This is a genomic window from Amycolatopsis sp., assembly GCF_036008905.1.
In the GTDB taxonomy this organism is placed as follows: Bacteria; Actinomycetota; Actinomycetes; order Mycobacteriales; family Pseudonocardiaceae; genus Amycolatopsis.
The window spans coordinates 13,689-33,266 of the sequence record NZ_DASYMU010000155.1; the positions used below are offsets into that span (position 1 = coordinate 13,689).

Annotated in this window: 19 protein-coding genes; 14 read left to right on the plus strand and 5 right to left on the minus strand. The window is 68.4% G+C overall.

Annotated features, from left to right (window positions below; genetic code table 11):
* The first annotated feature begins 2 nt into the window (after window positions 1–2).
* From VGP60_RS26985 to VGP60_RS27030, 10 genes are all read left to right on the plus strand, one after another.
* Window positions 3–1,556: a DUF2207 family protein gene (locus VGP60_RS26985; protein ID WP_327550913.1), complete on the plus strand. Its 1,554-nt coding sequence runs from the start codon at window positions 3–5 to the stop codon at window positions 1,554–1,556.
* A 20-nt stretch (window positions 1,557–1,576) separates the two neighbouring features.
* Window positions 1,577–2,860: a pitrilysin family protein gene (locus tag VGP60_RS26990; protein WP_327550914.1), complete on the plus strand. Its 1,284-nt coding sequence runs from the start codon at window positions 1,577–1,579 to the stop codon at window positions 2,858–2,860.
* A gap of 2 nt (window positions 2,861–2,862) precedes the next feature.
* A complete protein-coding gene (locus tag VGP60_RS26995; RefSeq protein WP_327550915.1) occupies window positions 2,863–4,254 on the plus strand; it encodes a pitrilysin family protein in 1,392 nt (463 codons plus the stop codon).
* Window positions 4,251–5,270 carry an NAD(+) diphosphatase gene (nudC, locus tag VGP60_RS27000; RefSeq protein ID WP_327550916.1) on the plus strand — a complete coding sequence of 340 codons (1,020 nt, stop codon included), beginning with the start codon at window positions 4,251–4,253 and terminating at the stop codon, window positions 5,268–5,270. The genes VGP60_RS26995 and nudC overlap by 4 nt, the downstream gene beginning before the upstream one ends.
* Before the next feature lie 284 nt (window positions 5,271–5,554).
* Window positions 5,555–6,811, plus strand: a complete 1,257-nt coding sequence (locus VGP60_RS27005; protein ID WP_327550958.1) for an ROK family transcriptional regulator — start codon at window positions 5,555–5,557, stop codon at window positions 6,809–6,811.
* 95 nt (window positions 6,812–6,906) lie between these two features.
* Window positions 6,907–8,241 carry an extracellular solute-binding protein gene (locus tag VGP60_RS27010; protein WP_327550917.1) on the plus strand — a complete coding sequence of 445 codons (1,335 nt, stop codon included), beginning with the start codon at window positions 6,907–6,909 and terminating at the stop codon, window positions 8,239–8,241.
* Between the two features lie 11 nt (window positions 8,242–8,252).
* Complete coding sequence (locus tag VGP60_RS27015; RefSeq protein WP_327550918.1) at window positions 8,253–9,242, plus strand: sugar ABC transporter permease; 990 nt, start codon at window positions 8,253–8,255, stop codon at window positions 9,240–9,242.
* Entirely contained in the window at window positions 9,239–10,129 is an 891-nt protein-coding gene (locus VGP60_RS27020; RefSeq protein ID WP_327550919.1) for a carbohydrate ABC transporter permease, read from the plus strand. Before VGP60_RS27015 ends, VGP60_RS27020 begins: the two co-directional genes overlap by 4 nt.
* A complete protein-coding gene (locus VGP60_RS27025) occupies window positions 10,126–11,391 on the plus strand; it encodes a 6-phospho-beta-glucosidase (protein WP_327550920.1) in 1,266 nt (421 codons plus the stop codon). Before VGP60_RS27020 ends, VGP60_RS27025 begins: the two co-directional genes overlap by 4 nt.
* Entirely contained in the window at window positions 11,388–12,377 is a 990-nt protein-coding gene (locus tag VGP60_RS27030; protein ID WP_327550921.1) for an N-acetylglucosamine kinase, read from the plus strand. The genes VGP60_RS27025 and VGP60_RS27030 overlap by 4 nt, the downstream gene beginning before the upstream one ends.
* 5 nt (window positions 12,378–12,382) lie before the next feature.
* Here VGP60_RS27030 and VGP60_RS27035 read toward each other — a convergent pair whose 3' ends face one another.
* Entirely contained in the window at window positions 12,383–12,883 is a 501-nt protein-coding gene (locus tag VGP60_RS27035; protein ID WP_327550922.1) for a gluconokinase, read from the minus strand.
* Window positions 12,884–12,979: 96 nt separating this feature from the next.
* Here VGP60_RS27035 and VGP60_RS27040 point away from each other — a divergent pair, with 96 nt between their 5' ends.
* A complete protein-coding gene (locus VGP60_RS27040) occupies window positions 12,980–13,897 on the plus strand; it encodes a cobalamin biosynthesis protein CobD/CbiB (RefSeq protein ID WP_327550923.1) in 918 nt (305 codons plus the stop codon).
* 92 nt (window positions 13,898–13,989) lie between these two features.
* Here the strand turns inward: VGP60_RS27040 and VGP60_RS27045 are convergent, their stop codons facing one another.
* The 4 genes from VGP60_RS27045 to VGP60_RS27060 all read right to left on the minus strand — a co-directional run bounded on the left by VGP60_RS27045 (window position 13,990) and on the right by VGP60_RS27060 (window position 16,834).
* Window positions 13,990–14,844 (minus strand): SURF1 family protein, encoded by an 855-nt coding sequence (locus tag VGP60_RS27045; RefSeq protein WP_327550924.1) that lies wholly within the window; start codon window positions 14,842–14,844, stop codon window positions 13,990–13,992.
* A 29-nt stretch (window positions 14,845–14,873) separates the two neighbouring features.
* A complete protein-coding gene (locus VGP60_RS27050; RefSeq protein WP_327550925.1) occupies window positions 14,874–15,737 on the minus strand; it encodes a fructosamine kinase family protein in 864 nt (287 codons plus the stop codon).
* Window positions 15,734–16,207, minus strand: a complete 474-nt coding sequence (locus VGP60_RS27055) for a low molecular weight protein-tyrosine-phosphatase (protein WP_327550926.1) — start codon at window positions 16,205–16,207, stop codon at window positions 15,734–15,736. Before VGP60_RS27055 ends, VGP60_RS27050 begins: the two co-directional genes overlap by 4 nt.
* 66 nt (window positions 16,208–16,273) lie before the next feature.
* Window positions 16,274–16,834 carry a chorismate mutase gene (locus VGP60_RS27060; RefSeq protein ID WP_327550927.1) on the minus strand — a complete coding sequence of 187 codons (561 nt, stop codon included), beginning with the start codon at window positions 16,832–16,834 and terminating at the stop codon, window positions 16,274–16,276.
* A 31-nt stretch (window positions 16,835–16,865) separates the two neighbouring features.
* On the opposite strand from VGP60_RS27060, the gene VGP60_RS27065 reads away from it, so the two are divergent.
* Genes VGP60_RS27065 through VGP60_RS27075 form a run of 3 tightly spaced genes read left to right on the plus strand, consistent with a single transcriptional unit; the run spans window position 16,866 to window position 19,575 of the window.
* Complete coding sequence (locus tag VGP60_RS27065; RefSeq protein ID WP_327550928.1) at window positions 16,866–17,672, plus strand: Nif3-like dinuclear metal center hexameric protein; 807 nt, start codon at window positions 16,866–16,868, stop codon at window positions 17,670–17,672.
* Window positions 17,673–17,695: 23 nt separating this feature from the next.
* Window positions 17,696–18,433: a zinc ribbon domain-containing protein gene (locus tag VGP60_RS27070; RefSeq protein WP_327550929.1), complete on the plus strand. Its 738-nt coding sequence runs from the start codon at window positions 17,696–17,698 to the stop codon at window positions 18,431–18,433.
* Window positions 18,430–19,575 carry a bifunctional RNase H/acid phosphatase gene (locus tag VGP60_RS27075; RefSeq protein ID WP_327550930.1) on the plus strand — a complete coding sequence of 382 codons (1,146 nt, stop codon included), beginning with the start codon at window positions 18,430–18,432 and terminating at the stop codon, window positions 19,573–19,575. The genes VGP60_RS27070 and VGP60_RS27075 overlap by 4 nt, the downstream gene beginning before the upstream one ends.
* Window positions 19,576–19,578: the final 3 nt, after the last annotated feature.

The window sequence follows — 19,578 nt, forward strand, 5'->3', positions numbered from 1 at the left end:
CTGTGCGACTCGGAGTTCTGGTGGCGGCGTTCCTGGTGTTCGGCGCGCTGCCCGCGTACGCGCAGGACGAACCGCCGCTGCCGACGTTGCCGCACAGCGCGGAGATCCAGCTCAAGGTCGAGCGCGACGGCGCGTTGTCGGTGATCGAGGCGGTCTCGGTGCCGAGTGACGCCACGATGACCCGGCGTGTCCCGTTGCGGACGGCGTCGGCGCACAACCGGGACCGGATCCTCGGTATCCGCGACGTCGTCATCGAAGGCGCGGGGACTTCGGAGGTCACCGCCGACGAGTTCACCGTGAAGCTGCGCGGCGGCACGTCGATCGTCCGGTACACAGTGGACGGTGCGGTCAGCGAGGGCGACGGCGTGGTGGACGTGTCGTGGCAGCTCGCCGGGGGCTGGGACACCGCTCTCGAACTCGTCCGCGCGTCCTTCGCCGCGCCCAGGATTCCCGACGCGGTGAGCTGCCTCGCCGGCCCGCCCGGCTCTGACCTGCGGTGCGGGGCGGCGCAGATCGACCATTCCGGGCTGACCCGGTTCAACCAGCGGAACCTCCCGGCCGGACAGCGGATCGACGTCGACGTCGAGCTCGCGGCGGGTACCGTCCCGGCGAACGCCCGGCTCGAACCGTCGAAGACGCTGGGCGGCGCCTTCGTGGCGACCACGCCGGTCAAGTGGACCTGGGGTGGTTTCGTCCTGCTGCTCGTCGCGGCTGGATTACTGGTGTGGTGGCTGCGCAGGCGCGACTCGCGTCCCGGTGACGCACTCGAAGTCGACGTGTTCACGGGTGCGGGCTTCGCGTCGCCGGATGGAGTCTTGCCGGGCCATGTCGGCAGCCTGCTGTCCGGCCGCGCGGACGCCGTCGACCTCGCGGCGACCGTGCTCGACCTGGCCGTTCGCAACTACCTCTGGGTGCACGAGGAGCTCGACGACGGTATCCCCGACTGGCGGCTCGTCCGGCGCAACCCGCCCGACGACCAGCTCGGCGCCTTCGAACTCGCGGTGCTCGCGGCGCTGCTGCCCGACGGCGTCGAGTCGGTCCGGCTCTCCGAGCTGCGCGCGGCGCGGACGGGGATCGACCCGCTGCGCGAAGCCCTCTCAGGCGACCTTGTCGCGCGGCGCTGGTTTTCCACGCGGAAGAGACTGTCGGGCTTCGGCGTGCGGTTGTGTTTCTACGGCGCCTTCCTGACTGTCCTGTTAGCCCTGACTGTCGGATATGCCCAGCTGGGTGTGATCGTCATCGCGGCGGGCGTGGCGCTGGCGTCCGGTGCGCGCGTGGTCCCGGCTCGCACCACTCGTGGTGTGCTGCTCCGGCGTCGCCTGCTCGGCTTGCGTGAGCAGCTCGAAGACCGGCAAGACGTCGATGACCTGCTCTTTTCCCGCGCGCTCCCGTTCGCGCTCGCGCTCGGGGAAGCCGACAACTGGGTGAAGAAGGCCGGTGAGACGCCGCCGTATTGGTACGGCGACGGCACCGGATTCGCTCGACCGGGCGACTTCGCGGCGGCACTCGTGGGAACGTTCGCCGGCAGCGGACAGGGTCGTCGCCTGAGGGTGTGACTTCCCCGTAGGGTGGTGCCATGGCTGTCCCGGACCTCACCCGATTCACCCTCGACAACGGCTTGCGCGTGGTGCTCGCGCCGGACGAGACCGCCCCGGTGGTCGGCGTCAGCGTGCACTACGACGTCGGCTTCCGCTCCGAGCCGGAGGGGCGCACGGGTTTCGCGCACCTCTTCGAGCACCTGATGTTCCAGGGCAGCGAAAGCCTGGAGAAGCTGGCGCACTTCAGGCACGTCCAGTCCAGCGGTGGCACCTTCAACGGGTCGACCCATCCGGACTACACGGACTACTTCGAGGTGCTGCCGGCCGCCGCGCTGGAGCGGGCGCTGTTCCTCGAGGCCGACAGGATGCGCGCGCCGAAGCTGACGCAGGAGAACCTCGCCAACCAGATCGACGTGGTGAAGGAGGAGATCCGCCTCAACGTGCTGAACCGGCCGTACGGCGGGTTCCCCTGGATCCTGCTGCCGCCGGTCCTGTACTCGACGTTCGCCAACGCCCACAACGGGTACGGCGACTTCGTCGACCTCGAGCAGGCGACGCTCGAAGACTGCGCGGCCTTCTTCGACACCTTCTACGCCCCCGCGAACGCGGTGCTCACGGTGGCCGGTGACTTCACGATCGACAACGCGCGTGAGCTGATCGAGAAGCACTTCGGCGACGTCCCGGCCCGCCCGGCCCCGCCGCGCCGCTCGTTCGCCGAGCCGCCGCCCACCGGCGAGGTCCGCGGCGACCACACCGACCCGCACGCCCCGCTGCCCGCGCTGGCCGTCGGCTACCGCATGCCGGACCCGGTCAACGAGCTCGACGCGTACCTGTCGCACCTGGTGCTGGCCAGCATCCTGTCCGACGGCGACGGTTCGCGGCTGCAGCAGCGGCTCGTGCACCGGGAGCCGCTGGTCACCGACATCGGCGCCGGCGCCGGGCTGTTCGGCCCGTTCGAAGCGCGTGACCCGGACACCTTCTCGATCACCGCGATCCACGCGCCGGACGTCACGCCCGAGCAGGTGCTCGCCGCGATCGACGACGAGCTGGAGAAGCTGGCGTCGACCCCTCCCGACGAGGAGGAGCTCGCCAAGGTCACCGCGCGATGGGCGTCGAGCCTGCACGCGGAACACGACAGGCTGGTGTCCCGCACGCTCGCGCTCGGTTCGTTCGAGCTGCTGTACGGCGATGCCGCGCTGGTGTACCAGCTGGCCGACCGGATCGCTTCGGTCAGCGCTGAAGACGTTGCCGCCGCTGCGAAGTCCTTGCGTCCGGACTCGCGCGCGGTCCTGGTGGTCCACCCCGAACAGGGAGGCAAGTAGTAGTGACTTCCGCAACTCACCGCACCGCCGAGGAGATCGGCCGCACCCCGAAGGGGCCGCGTCCGCTGCCGCCGCTGGGCACCCAGCGCGCCGCCGCCGATCTGTCGCATGTGGACACCGTGCTGTCGAACGGGCTCCGCGTGCTGGCCGTGCGCAAGGCCAACGTGCCGATGGTCGAGCTCCGGCTGTGGATTCCGTTCGCCGGCACCGAATTGACGCACGCGGCCAAGGCCGAGGTGCTCGCCGAAACGCTGCTGACGGGCACCGCCCGCCGCGACAGGATCGCCATCGACACCGAGCTCGCGCTGATCGGCGCGGACCTCGGCGCCGGGGTCGACCCGGAGCGGCTGATCGTCTCCGGGAACACGCTTTCCAATGGCCTGCCGACCTTCCTGGACGTGCTCGCCGATTCACTGACGGGAGCGTCCTATGTGGATGCCGAGGTCGGCCGTGAGTCGGAGCGGCTCGTCGAGCGGCTCGCCATCGCACGGACCCAGCCTCGGACGATCGCCCGTGAGGCGCTGCAGAAGCACCGCTACGGCGACCACCCGGTCACCCGCGAGACCCCGGAAGCCGAAGACGTCGCCGCGGTGACGCCCGAGCAGGTCCGGGCGCTGCACGCCGGTTCGGTGCTGCCGCGCGGGGCCGTGATGGTCGTCGTCGGGGACGTCGACCCGGACAAGGTCATCGCCGACATCGAAAAGGCGTTGCAGGGCTGGGCTTCCGACAAGCCCGCGGTCCGGCTGCCCGAGCTGCCCGAGCTGGCCGGCGGTCAGGTGCTGCTCGTGCCGCGGGCCGGTGCGGTGCAGTCCCAGATCCGGCTTTCGGCGCAGGCGCTCCCGCGGACGGACCCGCGCTACGCCGCGCTGCAGATGGCGAACCTGGCCTTCGGTGGGTACTTCTCGTCGCGGCTGGTCGAGAACATCCGTGAGGACAAGGGTTACACCTACAGCGCGCACTCCGGATTCGAGTTCACCGGCGGCAGCGCGGTCGTCAACGTCGAGGCGGACACCGCCAGCGACGCCACGGCGGCCGCGGTGCTGGAGACCCGGTACGAGCTGGGCCGGTTGGGCCTGGTCCCGCCGACGGCCGAAGAGGTCGAGTCGGTGCGGCAGTACGCGATCGGCTCGCTCGTGACGTCGACGGCTTCGCAGACGGGCCTCGCCGGGCAGTTGTCGGCGCTCGCGCCGGACGGTCTCGGTGTCGAGTGGCTGGCCGAGCATCCGAACCGGCTGGCGCGCGTCACCGCGGACGATGTCGCCCAAGCGGCGCTCGACTTCTTCGCGCCCAAGCGGTTCACCGGCGTCATCGTCGGCGACGCGGATCTCCTCGCGAAGAAGCTGACCGCGCTCGGTGACGTCATCGTCGGTGAGCCGGGTCCCGCCGAATCATGAGTGTCCCGTTCAGTCTGGACAGGCTGCCGACGCTGTCGCGATCCACTGTGGACCGTCAGGAAGGCTTGCGCGGCAACCCGGAGCGGCTTCGCTCGCGCTGGCCGAACGCGCGGGTGGTGCTGCTGGACGACATCGGCCGTACGCCGATCCGCCAGGGCGAGAACACGCTCGCCACGCGCAAGGCACTGTCCTTTGGGGACACTCCGCCCGGGGACGCGGTGTTCCTGGGGGAGTCGCAGGACGTCGACTATTGGTCGCTGCCCGGCAGTCCCCAGGGCGATCCGGTGACGGTGAAGATGCACGGCAGCTGGGGCATGGTCGAAGAGGTGCCGCAGGTCGACGGCGAGATCTGGGTCGATCTGCGGGGCTACGGCGATCTGCTCGACGACACGTCGGCCGGGCTGTTCACCACCGCGCAGGCGCTGCGGCACTGGCGGCGGCAGTCGAAGTTCTGCACGCGTGACGGCAGCCCGACGGAGCTGATCCAACTCGGCTGGGCCAGTAAGTGTGAGGCGAAGGGCCACGAGGAGTACCCGCGCACCGACCCGGCTGTCATCTGCCTGGTGCACGACGACTCCGGCGTCAACGGCGAGCACGTTCTGCTTGCGCGCCAACCGATCTGGCCTGTCGGCCGGTACTCGGTGCTCGCCGGGTTCGTCGAAGCCGGCGAGTCGCTCGAAGGCTGTGTCCAGCGGGAGATCAGCGAAGAAGTCGGGCTGAACGTGTGGGACGCGCGGTATCTCGGCAGTCAGCCGTGGCCGTTCCCGCGGTCGATCATGCTGGGCTTCACCGCGCGCGCCGACATGTCGGCGCCGCTGGTCCCGGCGGACGGCGAGATCGAAGAGGCGCTGTGGGTGTCCCGCGCCGAGGTCCAGGCGGCCTTCCGAAACAGCCAGTTCCGCGACACCGAAGCCGTGCCCACCCCGATCGGCGGCGGCACCGCGACCATGGTGCTGCCCGGCAACTCGTCCATCGCGCGCGTCATGCTCGAAGCCTGGGCCCACGCCACCCCCTGACCCGCTCGGCTCCGGGCTTCCGAACATGTCGACATATTCGGAAGCTTGACGGTCGGCACGCGGGCGACATGTCTCCGGGGAATGTGTCGACACTTTCCCCGGCGGGGCGCCCATCATCGCTGCGTACACGGGCGTAACACCCCGTTCACTGGTACCCGAAGCGTTATCGGGGAACTTTCACTGAGGCGTTGACGCCTGTGGTCGCGCTCACTACAGTCGCCGGAAACCGTCTGTAAAGTTCCCTAATAAAGTCGGAGTGACGAGTGAGAGCCGGAAGCCCCCGGATGCTGCGGGAGATGAACGATCGCGCGGCGATCGACGCCCTCCTGCGGGAAGGCGCGTTGACGCGCTCGGAACTCGAGTACTCGATCGGCCTGTCCAAGCCCGCCACCGCGCAGTTGCTCGCCCGGCTGGAGCAGGACGGCATCGTCGTCAAAACCGGCGTTCGCAGTGGTGGACGCGGTCCGCGTGCCCAGTTGTGGACGGTCAACGGCAAGCTCGGCCACGTCGTCGCGGTGGACCTCACCCCGCAGGAAGCCGACTTCGTCGTCTCCGACATCACCGGCGCGGTGCTCGCCGAACATCGGGTGCACCTGCCGGTCGAGGCGGGCGCGGACGTCGTCGGCAGCTTCGGCAAGGCCGTCGGCGATGTGGTGAAGCTGGCCGGGCTGCAGCTCACCGACCTGCACCACGTCGTCATCGGCGCGCAGGGTGCCTTCGATCCGCGCACCGGCCGCCTCTCGTCGGCGCCGCACATCCCGGGCTGGCTCGGGTTCGACGTCCCCGCCAGGCTGAGCGCCGAGCTGGACATCGACGTCGTGATCGAGAACGACGTCAACCTGGTCGCGATCGCCGAGATGACCACCGGGCTCGCGACCGAATGCCGCGACTTCGTCCTGGTGTGGCTCAGTGAAGGTGTCGGTGGCGCTGTCGTCGTCGGGCGCCGGTTGCTGCGTGGCGCGAGCGGTGGCGGCGGCGAGATCGACTGGATGCGCGTGCCCGATCCGGCTTCGGTGTCCACCGGCGAAACCGAGCGCAGCGGCTCGCGGTTCGGCGACCTCGTCAGCTCCCCGGCGATCGTCAAACTCGCTGCCGCACATGGCATCGAGGGCGAGACGGGCTGGGCCGCGGTCGCCGCCGCGGCGGAGGCCGGGCCGAGCGGCGAAGTGTTCCTCGACGATCTCGCCCGCCGCGTCGCGACAGCTGTCGCCGGCATCGTCAGCGTGGTCGACCCGGAACTCGTACTGCTATGCGGAGACGTCAGCCGTGCCGGCGGAGAGCCTTTCGCCGCACGGGTTTCCACCCGCCTCCACGAACTCGTGCTGCCGGAAACCCCGGTCGGAATCGCTTCCGTACAAGGAAACGCCGTCCGCGCGGGCGCCCTGCAGTCCGCGCTCCTGTCCGTCCGTCACGACGTGTTCGGCCTCGTTTCGCCGACCACCCCCTCACTCCCCGGGTCTCGCCGATCCGTGGAGGGACCCCCCGCTTCCCCCGCGGGTGATCCCGACCTCTCGAACAGCTCAACCGTCTCCCACCGTTGACAACCAGGAGGAGGGTCATGCACTCGCCGATCTCGGTTCGAAAAACTAGTACGACCCCGGTTCGAAGAATTGGTCGCCGCCGGAGCGGCTCCATAGTGCTCGGCAGTATCGCGGCCGCGTCTGTTCTGCTGCTGACAGCGTGTTCGGGTGCCGCGAGCGGTCCGGGCGCCGCGGGTGCCGGTCAGCCCGGCGCCGCACCGGGCAAGGATGACAAGCTCACCTTGACCGTCTACAGCAAGTTCACCGCCCGCGAGTACGACATCGTGACCAAGGGCCTGAACAACCTCAAGGCCAAGTTCCCGAACATCGAGATCAAGCACGAGGGCAACCAGGACGACGACAAGCTGACGCAGTCGATCCGCGGTGGCAACCCGCCGGACGTGGCGATCTCGTTCTTCACCGACAACCTCGGCGCCTGGTGTTCCAACGGCAGTTTTCAGGACCTGCAGCCCTACATCGACCGCGACAAGATCGACGTCTCGGTGATCCCGGAAGCGGTCCGCAGCTACACCGAGTTCCAGGGCAAGCGGTGCGCGATGCCGATGCTCGCCGACGTCTACGGCTTCTACTACAACAAGGACATGTTCGCCGCCGCGGGGATCACCGCGCCGCCGAAGACCACGTCGGAGTTGATGGAGTACACCAAGAAGCTGACCCAGTTCAACCCGGACGGTTCGATCAAGGTCGCCGGTTTCATGCCGTCGATGCCGTTCTACGCCAACCAGGCGCAGATCTGGGCGCCCAACTTCGGTGCCACCTGGATCAGCCCGGACGGCAAGTCGAACCTGGCCGCGAGCCCGGAGTGGAAGGAGATGTTCAACTTCCAGAAGCAGCTCATCGACTTCTACGGGCACGACAAGATCGAGAAGTTCAAGTCCGGCCTCGGTGACGAGTACTCACCCGACCACGGTTTCCACCGCGGCAAGATCGCGATGGAGTTCGACGGCGAGTACCGCCAGGCGTTCCTGAAGGACCAGTCGCCCGAGCTTAACTTCGGCACCGCTCCGCCGCCCGTGCTCGACACCTTGCCCGACCGTTACGGCGGCGGGTTCACCACCGGCACGATCATCGCCATTCCCAAGGGTTCCAAGAACCCGGGCGCGGCATGGGAACTGATCAAGCAGATGTCGCTCGACACCGGCACGCTGGTGGAACTGGCGAACGGCCTCAAGAACGTCCCCAGCACGAAGGAATCGCTGACCGACCCGAAGCTGGAGGTCGACGACAAGTTCAAGACGTTCCTCGACATGTACTCCAGTGGAAAGCTGCTGCCGAACCCGTCGACGCAGATCGGTGACGCCTACCTCAAAGCCGTCAACGACTTCGCCGAACGCTGGCAGGCCGGTGCGGAGCCGAATCTGGAAGAAGGCCTGAAGAAGGTCGACGCCCAGATCAACGACGAACTCGCGCAAAAGCGAGCCGGCGGTTAGGGCCCAGCACCATGACCACCACCTTGGAGACCAAGGCGGCGAAGCCCTCGTCCGTGCCCAAGCGGGTACGGACGAGGGCGCAGGCCCGGACCCGCCGCAACGTACTGCTGTTCATGGCGCCCGCGTTCATCGGTTTCCTCATCTTCTTCGGGTACCCGCTGATCGCGACGCTGTACTACTCCTTCACCCGCTACGACCTGATCAACCCTCCACAATGGATCGGGTTCGACAACTACGTGCGGATGTTCAGCACCGAACCCTTGGTGCGGACGGCCGCGTACAACACACTGTGGCTCGTGATCGTGCTGACGGTCTGCCGGGTGGTGTTCGCCCTCGGGGTGGCGTCGGTGATCTCGCGCCTCAAGACGGGCGTCGGCCTGGTCCGGACGCTCTGCTACTTGCCCGCGCTCGCGCCACCGGCTGCCGCGACGCTGGCCTTCGTGTTCCTGTTCAACCCGGAATTCGGGCCGGTCAACAGATTCCTGGACCTCGTCGGCATCGACGGCGGGCTGTGGTTCAACGACCCGGCGATGTCGAAACCCGCGCTGACCCTGCTGGTCATGTGGGGCTCCGGCGAGCTGATGATCATTATTCTGGCGGCGTTGCTTGACGTGCCCGCCGAGCTGCACGAGGCCGCGTCGCTCGACGGCGCCGGCCCGGTCCGCCGGTTCTGGCACATCACGCTGCCGTCGATCTCACCGGTGCTGCTGTTCGGCATCGTGAACTCGATCATCTTCGCCCTGCAGTTCTTCACCCAGGCGGTGGTCGCGGGTTCCGCGGCCGCGGGCTCGGCCGATGTCGCGGGTAACACCAAGTACATCGGCGCGCCCCAGAACTCCACGCTGACGTACCCGGTTTGGCTCTATGTCCAGGGTTTCCGGTACTTCAACATGGGCTACGCGGCCGCGATGGCGGTGCTGTTGTTCCTCGTCTCGTTCGGGTTCACCGCGATTCTCGTCAGGCAGATGCGCAAGACCGCACACCAGGAGGAGGGCGCATGACCTTACTGACCGACACACCGAGGCCGACGTCCTCGCTGCCTCCCCGTGCCAAGCGCAAAAGGGCGTGGGACAAGAAGTTCTACTGGGTCGCGACCCACGCCTTCGGGATCGCGCTCGGCGTGATCTTCGTGCTGCCGATCGTCTTCGTGCTGCTCACCGCGGTGATGAAGAGCGACCAGGCGATGTCGTCGAGCTTCTGGCCGTCGGAATGGCATTTCGAGAACTTCGTCGAGGTGTTCAACCGCGCACCACTGTTCGAATACTTCACCAACAGTATTATCTATTCGACGCTGGCGACAGTGGGAGCCCTGCTTTCGGCGATTCCGGCCGCCTACGCGCTGTCCAAAATCCGCTGGCGCGGTCAGACGTTCTTCTTCATGTTGACCGTCGCGGCGATGATGTTGCCGCCGCAGGTGACGATCGTGCCGCTCTACGACATGTGGGTACGGCTCGGGCTCACCGGCACCATCGCACCGCTGATCATTCCGTACTTCTTCTTCGACGCCTTCAGTGTTTTCCTGCTGCGGCAGTTTTTCCTGACGATTCCGAAGGACTACATCGAAGCGGCGAAGATCGACGGCTGCACCGAGTTCCAGGCGATGACCAGGGTGCTGATCCCGATGGCCAAACCGGGTATCGCGGCCACCGCGATGTTCTGCTTCCTGTTCACTTGGAACGACTACTTCGGCCCGTTGCTCTACACCGGTGAGAACCAGGAAAGCTGGCCGCTTTCGCTCGCCATCGCATCTTTCCGGGGGATGCACCACGTCGAATGGAACCTGACCATGGCGGCCACCGCGCTGATCATGGCTCCGGTCATCATTCTGTTCGTGTTCGCGCAGAAGTCCTTTGTCAAGGGCATTACGTTTACGGGGGTCAAAGGATGAAGCTGACGGTTGTCGGCGGGGGATCCACCTACACACCCGAGCTGATCGACGGCATCGCCGGTCGCCGGTCCACTTTGGACGTCGACGAGATCGTGCTGGTGGATCCGGACGAGTACCGGCTGAAGATCGTGGGGGAGTTCAGCCAGCGGCTGCTCGACCACGCCGGGCATCCGGCGAAGGTGCTCACCACCACGAAGCTGGAGGAAGGCGCCGACGGCGCGGCGGCCGTGCTGTTGCAGCTCCGCGTCGGCGGCCAGCGCCAGCGGCGCTCGGACGAGACCTTCCCGCACGTTTGTGGCTGCATCGGCCAGGAAACGACCGGTGCGGGCGGGCTGGCCAAGGCGCTGCGGACGGTTCCGGTGATCCTCGACATCGCCGAGCGCGTCCGGCGTGTGGCCGGTGACGACGTCTGGCTGGTGAACTTCACCAACCCGGTGGGCATCGTGACCAGGGCGCTGCTCAACGATGGCCACCGCGCCACGGGTCTGTGCAACGTGGCGATCGGGCTCCAGCGCCTGTTCGCCAAGCTGCTCGAGGTCGGCACCGACGACGTCACGCTCGAGCACACCGGGCTCAACCACCTCAGCTGGGAACGCGGTGTCTTCGTCGACGGCGTCGACAGGTTGCCGGAACTCCTTGAGTTGCACGGGGAATTCCTCGCCGAGCACATCGGGGCGCCGGTCGGCTGGATGCGCCGCATGGGCGTGATCCCGTCGTACTACCTGAAGTACTTCTACGCCCACGACAAGGTCGTCGAGAAGCAGCGCACCGAGCGCCCGCGAGCCGACGTCGTCAGTGATGTCGAAGAGGAACTGCTCAAGGTCTATGCCGACCCCGAAGTGGTGACCAAGCCCGAGGCGCTCGAAAAGCGTGGCGGGGCCTACTATTCCGAGGCGGCCGTGCAGCTCGTGCACGCGTTGACCAGCGGTGGCCCGGCGGAGGAGCACGTGGTCAACGTGCGCAACAACGGGACCATGCCGTTCCTGCCCGACGACGCCGTCATCGAAGTACCGTCCCTTGTGGACTCGAACGGCGCGAAGCCGATGCCGGTGCGCCCGGTGGAACCGTTGTACGCCGGGCTCATCTCGGCCGTGACCTCGTACGAGAACCTGGCGCTCGACGCGGCCGTGCGCGGCGGCCGGGACAGGGTCGCCGACGCGCTGCTCGCGCACCCGCTGGTCGGCCAGTACGCCCAGGCGGACCAGTTGGCGGACACCCTGGTCGAGGCGAACCGTCAGTTCCTGCCGTGGGCCAAGCCGTGACCGAACCGCGTCGACTCGTGGTGGCCGTCGACGGTGGCAACAGCAAGACCGACGTACTCGTGGTCGACGCCGAAGGGACCGTGCTCGGCAGCGCGCGCGGTCCCGGGGCGTCGCCACAGAACATCGGCGTTCAGTCCTCTGTGGACATTCTGGACGGTCTTGTGGTCGACGCGATGGAGGCCGCCGGGTTACCCGCGAGCCGCCCGTTCGCCATGCACACCTCGGCGTACATGGCGGGTCTCGATTTTCCGCGTGAGGAAGAGATCTTCTTCGCGGCACTGTCCAAAAAGGGCTGGGCGGAGTCGCTGGAGATCGGCAACGACACCCTCGCCCTACTGCGCGCGGGCACGTCCGACGGGGTCGGTGTGGCCGTGGTCTGCGGTGCCGGGATCAACGCCGTCGGTATCGGGCGGAACGGCCGCGTGCACGGATTTCCCGCGCTGGGCAAGAGTTCCGGCGACTGGGGTGGCGGCCTTGGGCTCGGCGAGGAGGTCCTGTGGTGGGCCGCCAGGGCCGAGGACGGGCGTGGTCCCAGTACCGCGTTGCGGGCCGCGCTGATCGAGCATTTCGCCGTCGAGTCGGTGGCCGAAGTGACGCAGCGACTGCACTTCGAGGAGCTGTCGAGGTACTCGCTGCACGCGTTGTGCCCGCTGCTGTTCCGGGTCGCGGCCGCCGGTGACGAGATCGCGCAAGAGGTCGTCGGCCGGTTCGTCGAGGAGATCAGCGTGATGATCGCGGTGATCCTGCGCAAGCTCGAACTGACCAAGGACGACCCGCAGATCGTGCTCGGCGGCGGTGTGCTGACCGGCGTCGACGCGCAGGTCATCGCCGAGATCGAACGCCGCACCCTCAAGATCGCGCCGCGCGCGGTGGTGAAGGTGGTCGACGTGGCCCCGGTCGTCGGCGCCGCGTTGTTCGGCCTGGACCGCATCGGCGCCGACGACGCCGCTAAAACCGGCCTGCGCGCCGCTACCCAGCGGGTTTGAAGGACCTAGCGCAGCCGTGTTTGAAACAGCTCAGCCAGTGCGGCGGCCACGAGCTCGTCAGCCGGGGCGGCGGCGTCCACGACCAGTCCCGGCTCGTCGCTGCCCAGCGGTTCGAGGGTGGCGAGCTGGGAGTCCAAAAGGGACGCCGGCATGAAATGTCCCTCGCGGGAAGCCAGCCTTCCCGCGATGAGCTCGTGGCTGCCGTTCAGGTGCAGGAACCAGGTGTCGCCGCCGGTGCGCAGCAGATCCCGGTACTCGCGCTTCAACGCCGACGACGTCACCACGCCACCGGTCTCTTCGTGCTCGCGGATCCACTCGGCGATGGACCGCAGCCACGGCCAGCGATCTTCGTCGGTCAGCGGGGTCCCGGCGCTCATCTTCGCGATGTTCTCCGGCGAATGGAACTTGTCGGCCTCGGCGTACTCGACCCCCAGCGCGTCGGCGAGCGCCGTCCCCACGGTGGTCTTGCCAGACCCCGAAACACCCATCACGACCACGACACTCACCGGTAACCTCCAAAATCGAGACGTGCCGACCAACCTACGTGGTCAGGGCGAGTAGCCTCGGCCCGCATCGACACTTGTCTTCAGGGGGACACTGGCGTGAGTGCAGGACGTGCCATCGGGTTGTTGCTGGGTGTGGCCGCGGACGGCGTGATCGGCGACCCGCACCGGGCACTCTTCACCCGGCTGGCGAAGTCGCTCGACGTCAAGGTCCACTCCGAACACCCCTTGCGCGGCACCTTGCAGGCCACCGCCCTGACCGGCGGCGTCGTGGCGCTCGGCGTCCTCGCCGAACGCGCCAGCCGCCGAAGCCCCGTCACGCAAGCCGTCACCACCGCCGTCACCACCTGGGCCGTCCTGGGCGGCGCGCGCTTGGCGGCCACCGGCACCTCACTGGCGCGGGACCTGGAAGAAGGCCACCTGGAAACCGCCCGGGTTTCCCTCGGCGACCTGGACCCCCGAGTCACGGATTCCCTGAACGTCATCGCGCTCTCGCGAGCTTCGGTCGAATCCTTGGCGGCCAACACCGCGGACGTCGTTGTCGCGCCACTCATCTGGGGAGCGCTGGCTGGGGTTCCCGGGCTCCTGGGTTCGCGGTTGTTGAGTGTCCTGCGTGGGCGGCCGCCACGGTATCGCTGGTTCATCGCTCGTCTCGACGACGTAATCCACCTGGTCCCGACCCGAATCGCCGCGGCACTCACCGTGCTCGGCGCTCCCGTAGTCGGTGGCTCCGCAAGCGGCGCCTGGCGCGCCTGGCGACGGGACACCATCGCCCACCCCAGCCCCAACGCGGGCCGCGTCGAAGCCGCGTTTGCCGGTGCCCTGGAGATCCGCCTGGGCGGCCGAACCGTTTACCCACACGGTGTCGAGGAACTCCCGGTACTCGGTGACGGCCGTAACCCGGACTCCGGCCACGTCACCCGAGCCGTGGAACTCTCGCGCGTAGTCGGCTGGCTAGCCGGTCTCTTCGCCCTGGCCTTGGCGGCCCTAACCAGCCTCCGCAAACACAAGCCCTAACCGTGCCCACGTCCCGACCCAGCGCCCCTCGTGAGTGGGCAACGAGTGTTCTAACACGCGTTGCCACTCACGAGCCACCCACCCGGCCGCGCTTACGTACTGACGCGCCCAGCCTCTTCCGAGGCGGCATCCCGCTCCGACGCTTCGTCTTCGGCGACCATTTGGGCGACGGACTTGCGTCGGTCGGCGGGCTGGTCGACGGCTAACGCCCCACCCGGCTTCATTTCCCGCACGGTGAAGTACAACCACCCCAAGAACGCCATGGCACCAAAAGCGATCCACTGCAGGGCGTAGGAGAGGAATGGGCCAGAGTCGGTCTGCGGCAACGGCAACGCACTGAGCGTCCCCGGCTGGTTGCTCTCCAGCTGGAAGTACCCCGGCCGAATCGCCAACCCGGTGGCCCGGCCGACGACCTGCGAGTTCACCACGTAACTCTGCAGCTTCCCACCCGTCGACGCGTCGGCGAAGGCATCGCGGTTTCGCCCGTCGACCTCGTCTTCGCGGATCCGGACGGTCAGCTGGACGACGCCACCCGGTGGCGCGGCGTAGGGCGGGACGGTCGACCGGGTGTCGGGTCGGAGGTAGCCGCGGTCCACCAAGAGAACGTCGCCCTCAGCGGTCCGGAAAGGCGCCAGAACCTCGAACGCCGGTTCCCCCTGGACCGTCCGAAGGCGGGCGACGACCTCGGCCTGGGGCACATAGGTCCCCGTGACGGTCACCAGGTGCCATTGCGTGAGGTCATCGGGGGCGGCACCGCCGGGCAGCAGCTCGGCCAAGGGCCGCGCCTGCCCGGTGAACGAAGCCGCCAAAGCGGAGTTCTGGGCCTCGCGCTCGTCGTTACGCCCGAACTGCCACGGCGAGAGCAGCGTGAAGCACGCGATGGCGAACGAGAACACCACCAGCGTCAACATCAACCAGCCTGGCCGGAACAGGAACTTCCACCGCACCCCCACACGGTAAGCCGTCGCGCGTGAGGTCAGCGAAGAGCCCCGTGCGCGGCGGCGATCGCGTCGTGGACGTACCCGCCGCCGAACACCTCCGCGTGCATCAGCAGCGGGAAGAGTTGATGCAGGTGAACGCGCTTTTCGACGCCGTCGGCCAGCGGAGAGCCGGACTGTTCCGCCTGTTCTCGGTAGGCCCCGAGAACGTGCGTGAGCTGTGGGGTGCCGAACAGCTGCAGCATCGCGAGGTCAGTCTCACGATGTCCGCCGTGCGCCGCGGGGTCGATCAGCCAGGCCTGCCCGTCGGACCCCCACAGCACGTTCCCCGACCACGCGTCGCCGTGCAGCCGGGCGGGTGGTTCCGGGTCCCCGGCCAGCTCCGGGAGCCGCGAACAGACTTCGTCGAACACGCCCGCCTGGTCGGCGTCGAACAGGCCCTGGTCCACACAGGACCGGACATAGGGCTCGACCCGGTGCGTCGCGTAGAACGCGGGCCATTCCGGGCCCGGCTCGTTCCGCATCGGCGCGAGTCCCATCCACGCGTCGGCGGGGCCGCCCGGCGGCGGGCTCCCGAACGCGGGCGCGCCACGTAGGTGCAACGCCGCCAGGCCGCGGCCGAACGCCTCCGCCGCGGCCTGCCCGGACGGGCCCTCATAGACGTAATCCATCACGACCCACTCGGCGTCGTCGCCCCTGACCTCGGGAATCGGCACGTCACCGGGTTCGCTCAGCCACCGCAGGCCCGCCGCTTCGGCTGGAGACGCGCCGGGTCCTGCCCCGCGCTTGGCGATCATCAGGCGCCGGCCCGTGCTCACCAGGTACACCGCCGACCCGAGCCGGCGCAGTTCGTGGATCGGCTCACCGACGAGCCGGCTGATGACTTCGGCGGTGTCCGTCATCGGTTCTCGCGGACCCACAGCAAAAGCCCCGGCATCGCCCGCTCGATCATCCCGAGTACCTCTTCGAAACCGTTGTCGGCGCCGTAGTACGGATCGGGCACTTCGGCGTCACGCGCGGCCGTCGGATCGAACGCCCGGAGCAGCTGCACCTTGTCCGGATCTTCGACCTTTCCGCGCAGGAACCGCAGGTGGGAGTCATCGGCGGCGAGCAGGAGGTCGGCGTCGAGATGCTCGCCGTCGACCTCGGCCGCGAGATGCCCGGTCCGGTAGCCGTGCGCGCGCAGAGTCGCCTGCGCGCGTTGGTCCGCGGGCTCGCCGGCGTGCCAGCCACCGATGCCCGCGCTGGACACCTTGACGACCTCGGCGAGGCCATCGCGTTCGAGGTAGGAGCGGAAGACGAGCGCTGCCATCGGCGAGCGGCAGATGTTGCCACTGCAGACGAAGCTGACGTGAAGACCTGGTTCAGTCACTCATCCAGTTTGTCGTACGAACCGGAAACCGGCCGAGCAAGAGACCCCCTGTGATCTGGGTCACGACTAGTCGCAGACCGACCGAACGGCTTCCGTCAGCGCCTTCCGGTGCAACCGGTCGAACCGCCAGTCGACGACGTGCACGGTCACGGCCAGCCGGGGTTCACAGGTCCGGCTCCCTCGAGTGCCCCGCGTCGCGGCCAGTTGGTCCAGTAGCCCCGTGGTGATCCGGTCCAGCTGCGGCCGGACTTCGGTCGCGAGGTCGGGCCGGGTCGTCGGCTGCTCGTCCGGGTGCGCGGTCCAGCGCGCGTACAGGGCCCGCTGGACGAGCTTGTTCGCCTCGATCTGGTCGCGGAACACCGCCACCGTCGCCGCCGGGTCGAGCCCGAGCGCCGGGGCCTCCGCCGAAACCGTGTCGAAGATCTGCTGTTCCCGCACCGGGTCGTCGATGGGCGACGGCGTCCCGAATTTCGCGGCCGCCACCTTGTCGGCGAGCTGGACGCGCTCGGCGGACAGCCCGGTGAGTGTCCGCAGGGATTCGCGCGGCGACGCCGAAGCCGGGGTGACGCAGAGGACCGCGGCGGAGAAGACGACGAGGGCGCAGAGGATGGAGGACCGAAGTCGCATGACTCCAGAGGGTACATGCGAGGATCCCCCCATGCCCGCTGCCGCCGAAGTCATCGCCGCCTTGGAGCGCGCGTATCCGCCCGAGCTCGCCGAGTCCTGGGACGCGGTCGGCCTCGTCTGCGGCGACCCGGCCGAGCCGGTGACCAAGGTGCTTTTCTGCGTCGACCCGGTCGAGGAGACCGTCGACGAGGCCATCGAACTCGGCGCCGAGCTGATCGTCGCGCATCACCCGTTGCTGCTGCGTGGTGTCACCGGTGTAGCCACCGACACCGCGAAAGGCCGTCTCGTCCACCGCATGGTCCGCGCCGGGATCACGCTGTTCTGCGCGCACACCAACGCGGACTCGGCGAGTCCTGGGGTTTCCGACGCGCTCGCGCGGGCCATCGGGCTCACCGCGTTGCGCCCGTTGTCGCCGAACGCCGACGGCGTGACCGGGATCGGGCGGATCGGCGAGCTGGCCGAGCCCGAGCCGTTCGCGCGGTTCGTCGAACGGGTGGGCGCGGCACTGCCGAAAACCCGGCCGGGCGTTTTCGGCGGAGGCGACCCCGAGCGTCCGATCCGGACCGTGGCGGTATCCGGCGGTTCCGGCGACAGTTACCTTAAGCAGGCCACAGCTGCCGGAGTCGACGCTTACGTCACGGCGGATCTCCGGCACCATCCGGCAGGAGAGCATCTCGGCTCGGGCGGAGTTGTCCCCGCACTGGTCGGGGTCACCCACTGGGCCAGCGAGTGGCCGTGGTGCGGGCAAGCCTCGGACGTCGTCCACGCGGCGCTTCCCGGTACCGTCGACATTCACGTCTCCACCCGCTGCACCGATCCGTGGAACATCCGAGTTTGAGTTGATTTAGGGAGAACACTGGCGTGAAGGCAGATCCAGCCGTGCAACGGCAGATGCTCGAGCTTGCGAAGGTCGACGCCGAGCTGTCCCGGACGGACCACCGTCGCCGGACCCTGCCCGAGCTCGCCGAGATCACCGACATCGAGAAGAAGCTGCGGGACCTCAAGGACTCGCTGGTCGCGGTCCAGACCTCGATCTCCGACCTCGACCGCGAGATCACCAGGCAGGAGCGGGAGATCGAGTCCGTCCGCTCCCGCGAGGACCGGGATCGCAAGCTACTGGAGTCCGGCACGGTCGCGGCCAAGCAGATGGCCGACATCGAGCACGAATTGCACACCCTCGAGCGCAGGCAGGCCGCGCTCGAGGACGACCTGCTCGAGCAGATGGAACGCCGTGAGGCCCTCGAACTCGACGGCAAGCGCAACGGCGCCGAGGTCGACCAGGCCGAAAAGGCGCTCGCGGAAGCCGTCACGCGCCGCGACGAGGCCTTCGCCGACCTCGACACCACCCTCGCGCGCCGCCAGCAGGACCGCGCCGGGCTGCTGCCGAAATTCCCCGACGAGCTGATCTCGCTGTACGAGCGCGTCCGTGCCCGTGGTGGCATCGGCGCGGCACTGCTGCGGTCACGTCGCTGCGGTGCCTGCCAGCTCGACGTCGACCGCAACGCCGTCGCCGCGATCAAGTCGTCGCCGGCGGACGCGATCATCCAGTGCGAGAACTGCAGCGCGATCCTCGTGCGAACGGTGGAGTCCGGGCTGTGAGCTCGCACGTCATCGTCGAGGCCGACGGCGGATCCCGGGGCAACCCGGGACCCGCCGGGTACGGCGCGGTGGTCAAGGACGCGGCGACCGGCGAGGTGCTGGCCGAGCGCCAGGCCGGGCTCGGCATCGCGACGAACAACGTCGCCGAGTACTCCGGCCTGATCGCCGGGCTGCGCGCGGCCGCCGAGCTCGGAGCGTCCATTGTGGACGTCCGGATGGACTCGAAGCTCGCGGTGGAACAGATGTCGGGGCGCTGGAAGATCAAGCACCCGGCGCTGAAGCCGTTGGCCACCGAGGCACACGAAGTCGAGCAGAGCTTTGACAGGGTCAGCTACGAATGGATTCCGCGCGCGCAGAACTCGCACGCGGACATGCTGGCGAACCAGGCGATGGACGGCCAGGCCTCCGGGCTCGATCCTTCGAAGAAGCCTTCTGGTGGCAACACTTTCGCCGAAGCCGCACCGGTGAAGTCGGACCGCACGTCCCCGATCTCCTGGACCGGGGCGAAGGGCACGCCGACCAAGCTGCTCCTGCTGCGCCACGGGCAGACGGCGATGTCGGTCGAGCGCCGCTACTCCGGTCGCACGGACGTCCCGCTCACCGAGCTTGGCGCCCGTCAGGCGGCGGCCGCGGCGCAGCGGTTCGTCGGGATGGACGGGATCGTCGTCGACGGCGAGGTCGCGCCGATCATCGCGTCGCCGCTGACCCGGACCATGCAGACGGCGCAGGCCGTGGCCGACGCCGTCGGCGGGCGCGTCGAGACCCACCCCGGGCTGCTGGAAACCGACTTCGGCGAGTGGGAAGGACTCACCTTCACCGAGGCGTCCCAGCGTGATCCGGAACTGCACCGCAAGTGGCTGAGCGATTCGTCGATGCCCGCGCCCGGCGGCGAGAGCTTCGACGCCGTGCATCGCCGCGTCGGCAAGGCCCGCGACGAGCTGATCGCGAAGTACGGCGGCCGGACACTCGTGATCGTCAGCCATGTCACGCCGATCAAGACGTTGCTGCGAATGGGCCTCGACGCGGGACCGTCGCTGCTTTTCCGGCTGCACCTGGATCTGGCGTCGCTCTCGATCGTCGAGTTCTACCCGGACGGCAACGCTTCGGTGCGCCTGGTGAACGACATCTCGCACCTGGCCTGACCC

Excerpts from the sequence above, each read along its gene's own strand:
- VGP60_RS26990 (WP_327550914.1), top strand. The coding sequence starts at position 1,577 with ATGGCTGTCCCGGACCTCACCCGATTCACCCTCGACAACGGCTTGCGC.
- nudC (WP_327550916.1), top strand. The coding sequence starts at position 4,251 with ATGAGTGTCCCGTTCAGTCTGGACAGGCTGCCGACGCTGTCGCGATCC.
- VGP60_RS27005 (WP_327550958.1), top strand. The coding sequence starts at position 5,555 with ATGCTGCGGGAGATGAACGATCGCGCGGCGATCGACGCCCTCCTGCGG.
- VGP60_RS27015 (WP_327550918.1), top strand. The coding sequence starts at position 8,253 with ATGACCACCACCTTGGAGACCAAGGCGGCGAAGCCCTCGTCCGTGCCC.
- VGP60_RS27020 (WP_327550919.1), top strand. The coding sequence starts at position 9,239 with ATGACCTTACTGACCGACACACCGAGGCCGACGTCCTCGCTGCCTCCC.
- VGP60_RS27025 (WP_327550920.1), top strand. The coding sequence starts at position 10,126 with ATGAAGCTGACGGTTGTCGGCGGGGGATCCACCTACACACCCGAGCTG.
- VGP60_RS27050 (WP_327550925.1), bottom strand. The coding sequence starts at position 15,737 with ATGACGGACACCGCCGAAGTCATCAGCCGGCTCGTCGGTGAGCCGATC.
- VGP60_RS27060 (WP_327550927.1), bottom strand. The coding sequence starts at position 16,834 with ATGCGACTTCGGTCCTCCATCCTCTGCGCCCTCGTCGTCTTCTCCGCC.
- VGP60_RS27065 (WP_327550928.1), top strand. The coding sequence starts at position 16,866 with ATGCCCGCTGCCGCCGAAGTCATCGCCGCCTTGGAGCGCGCGTATCCG.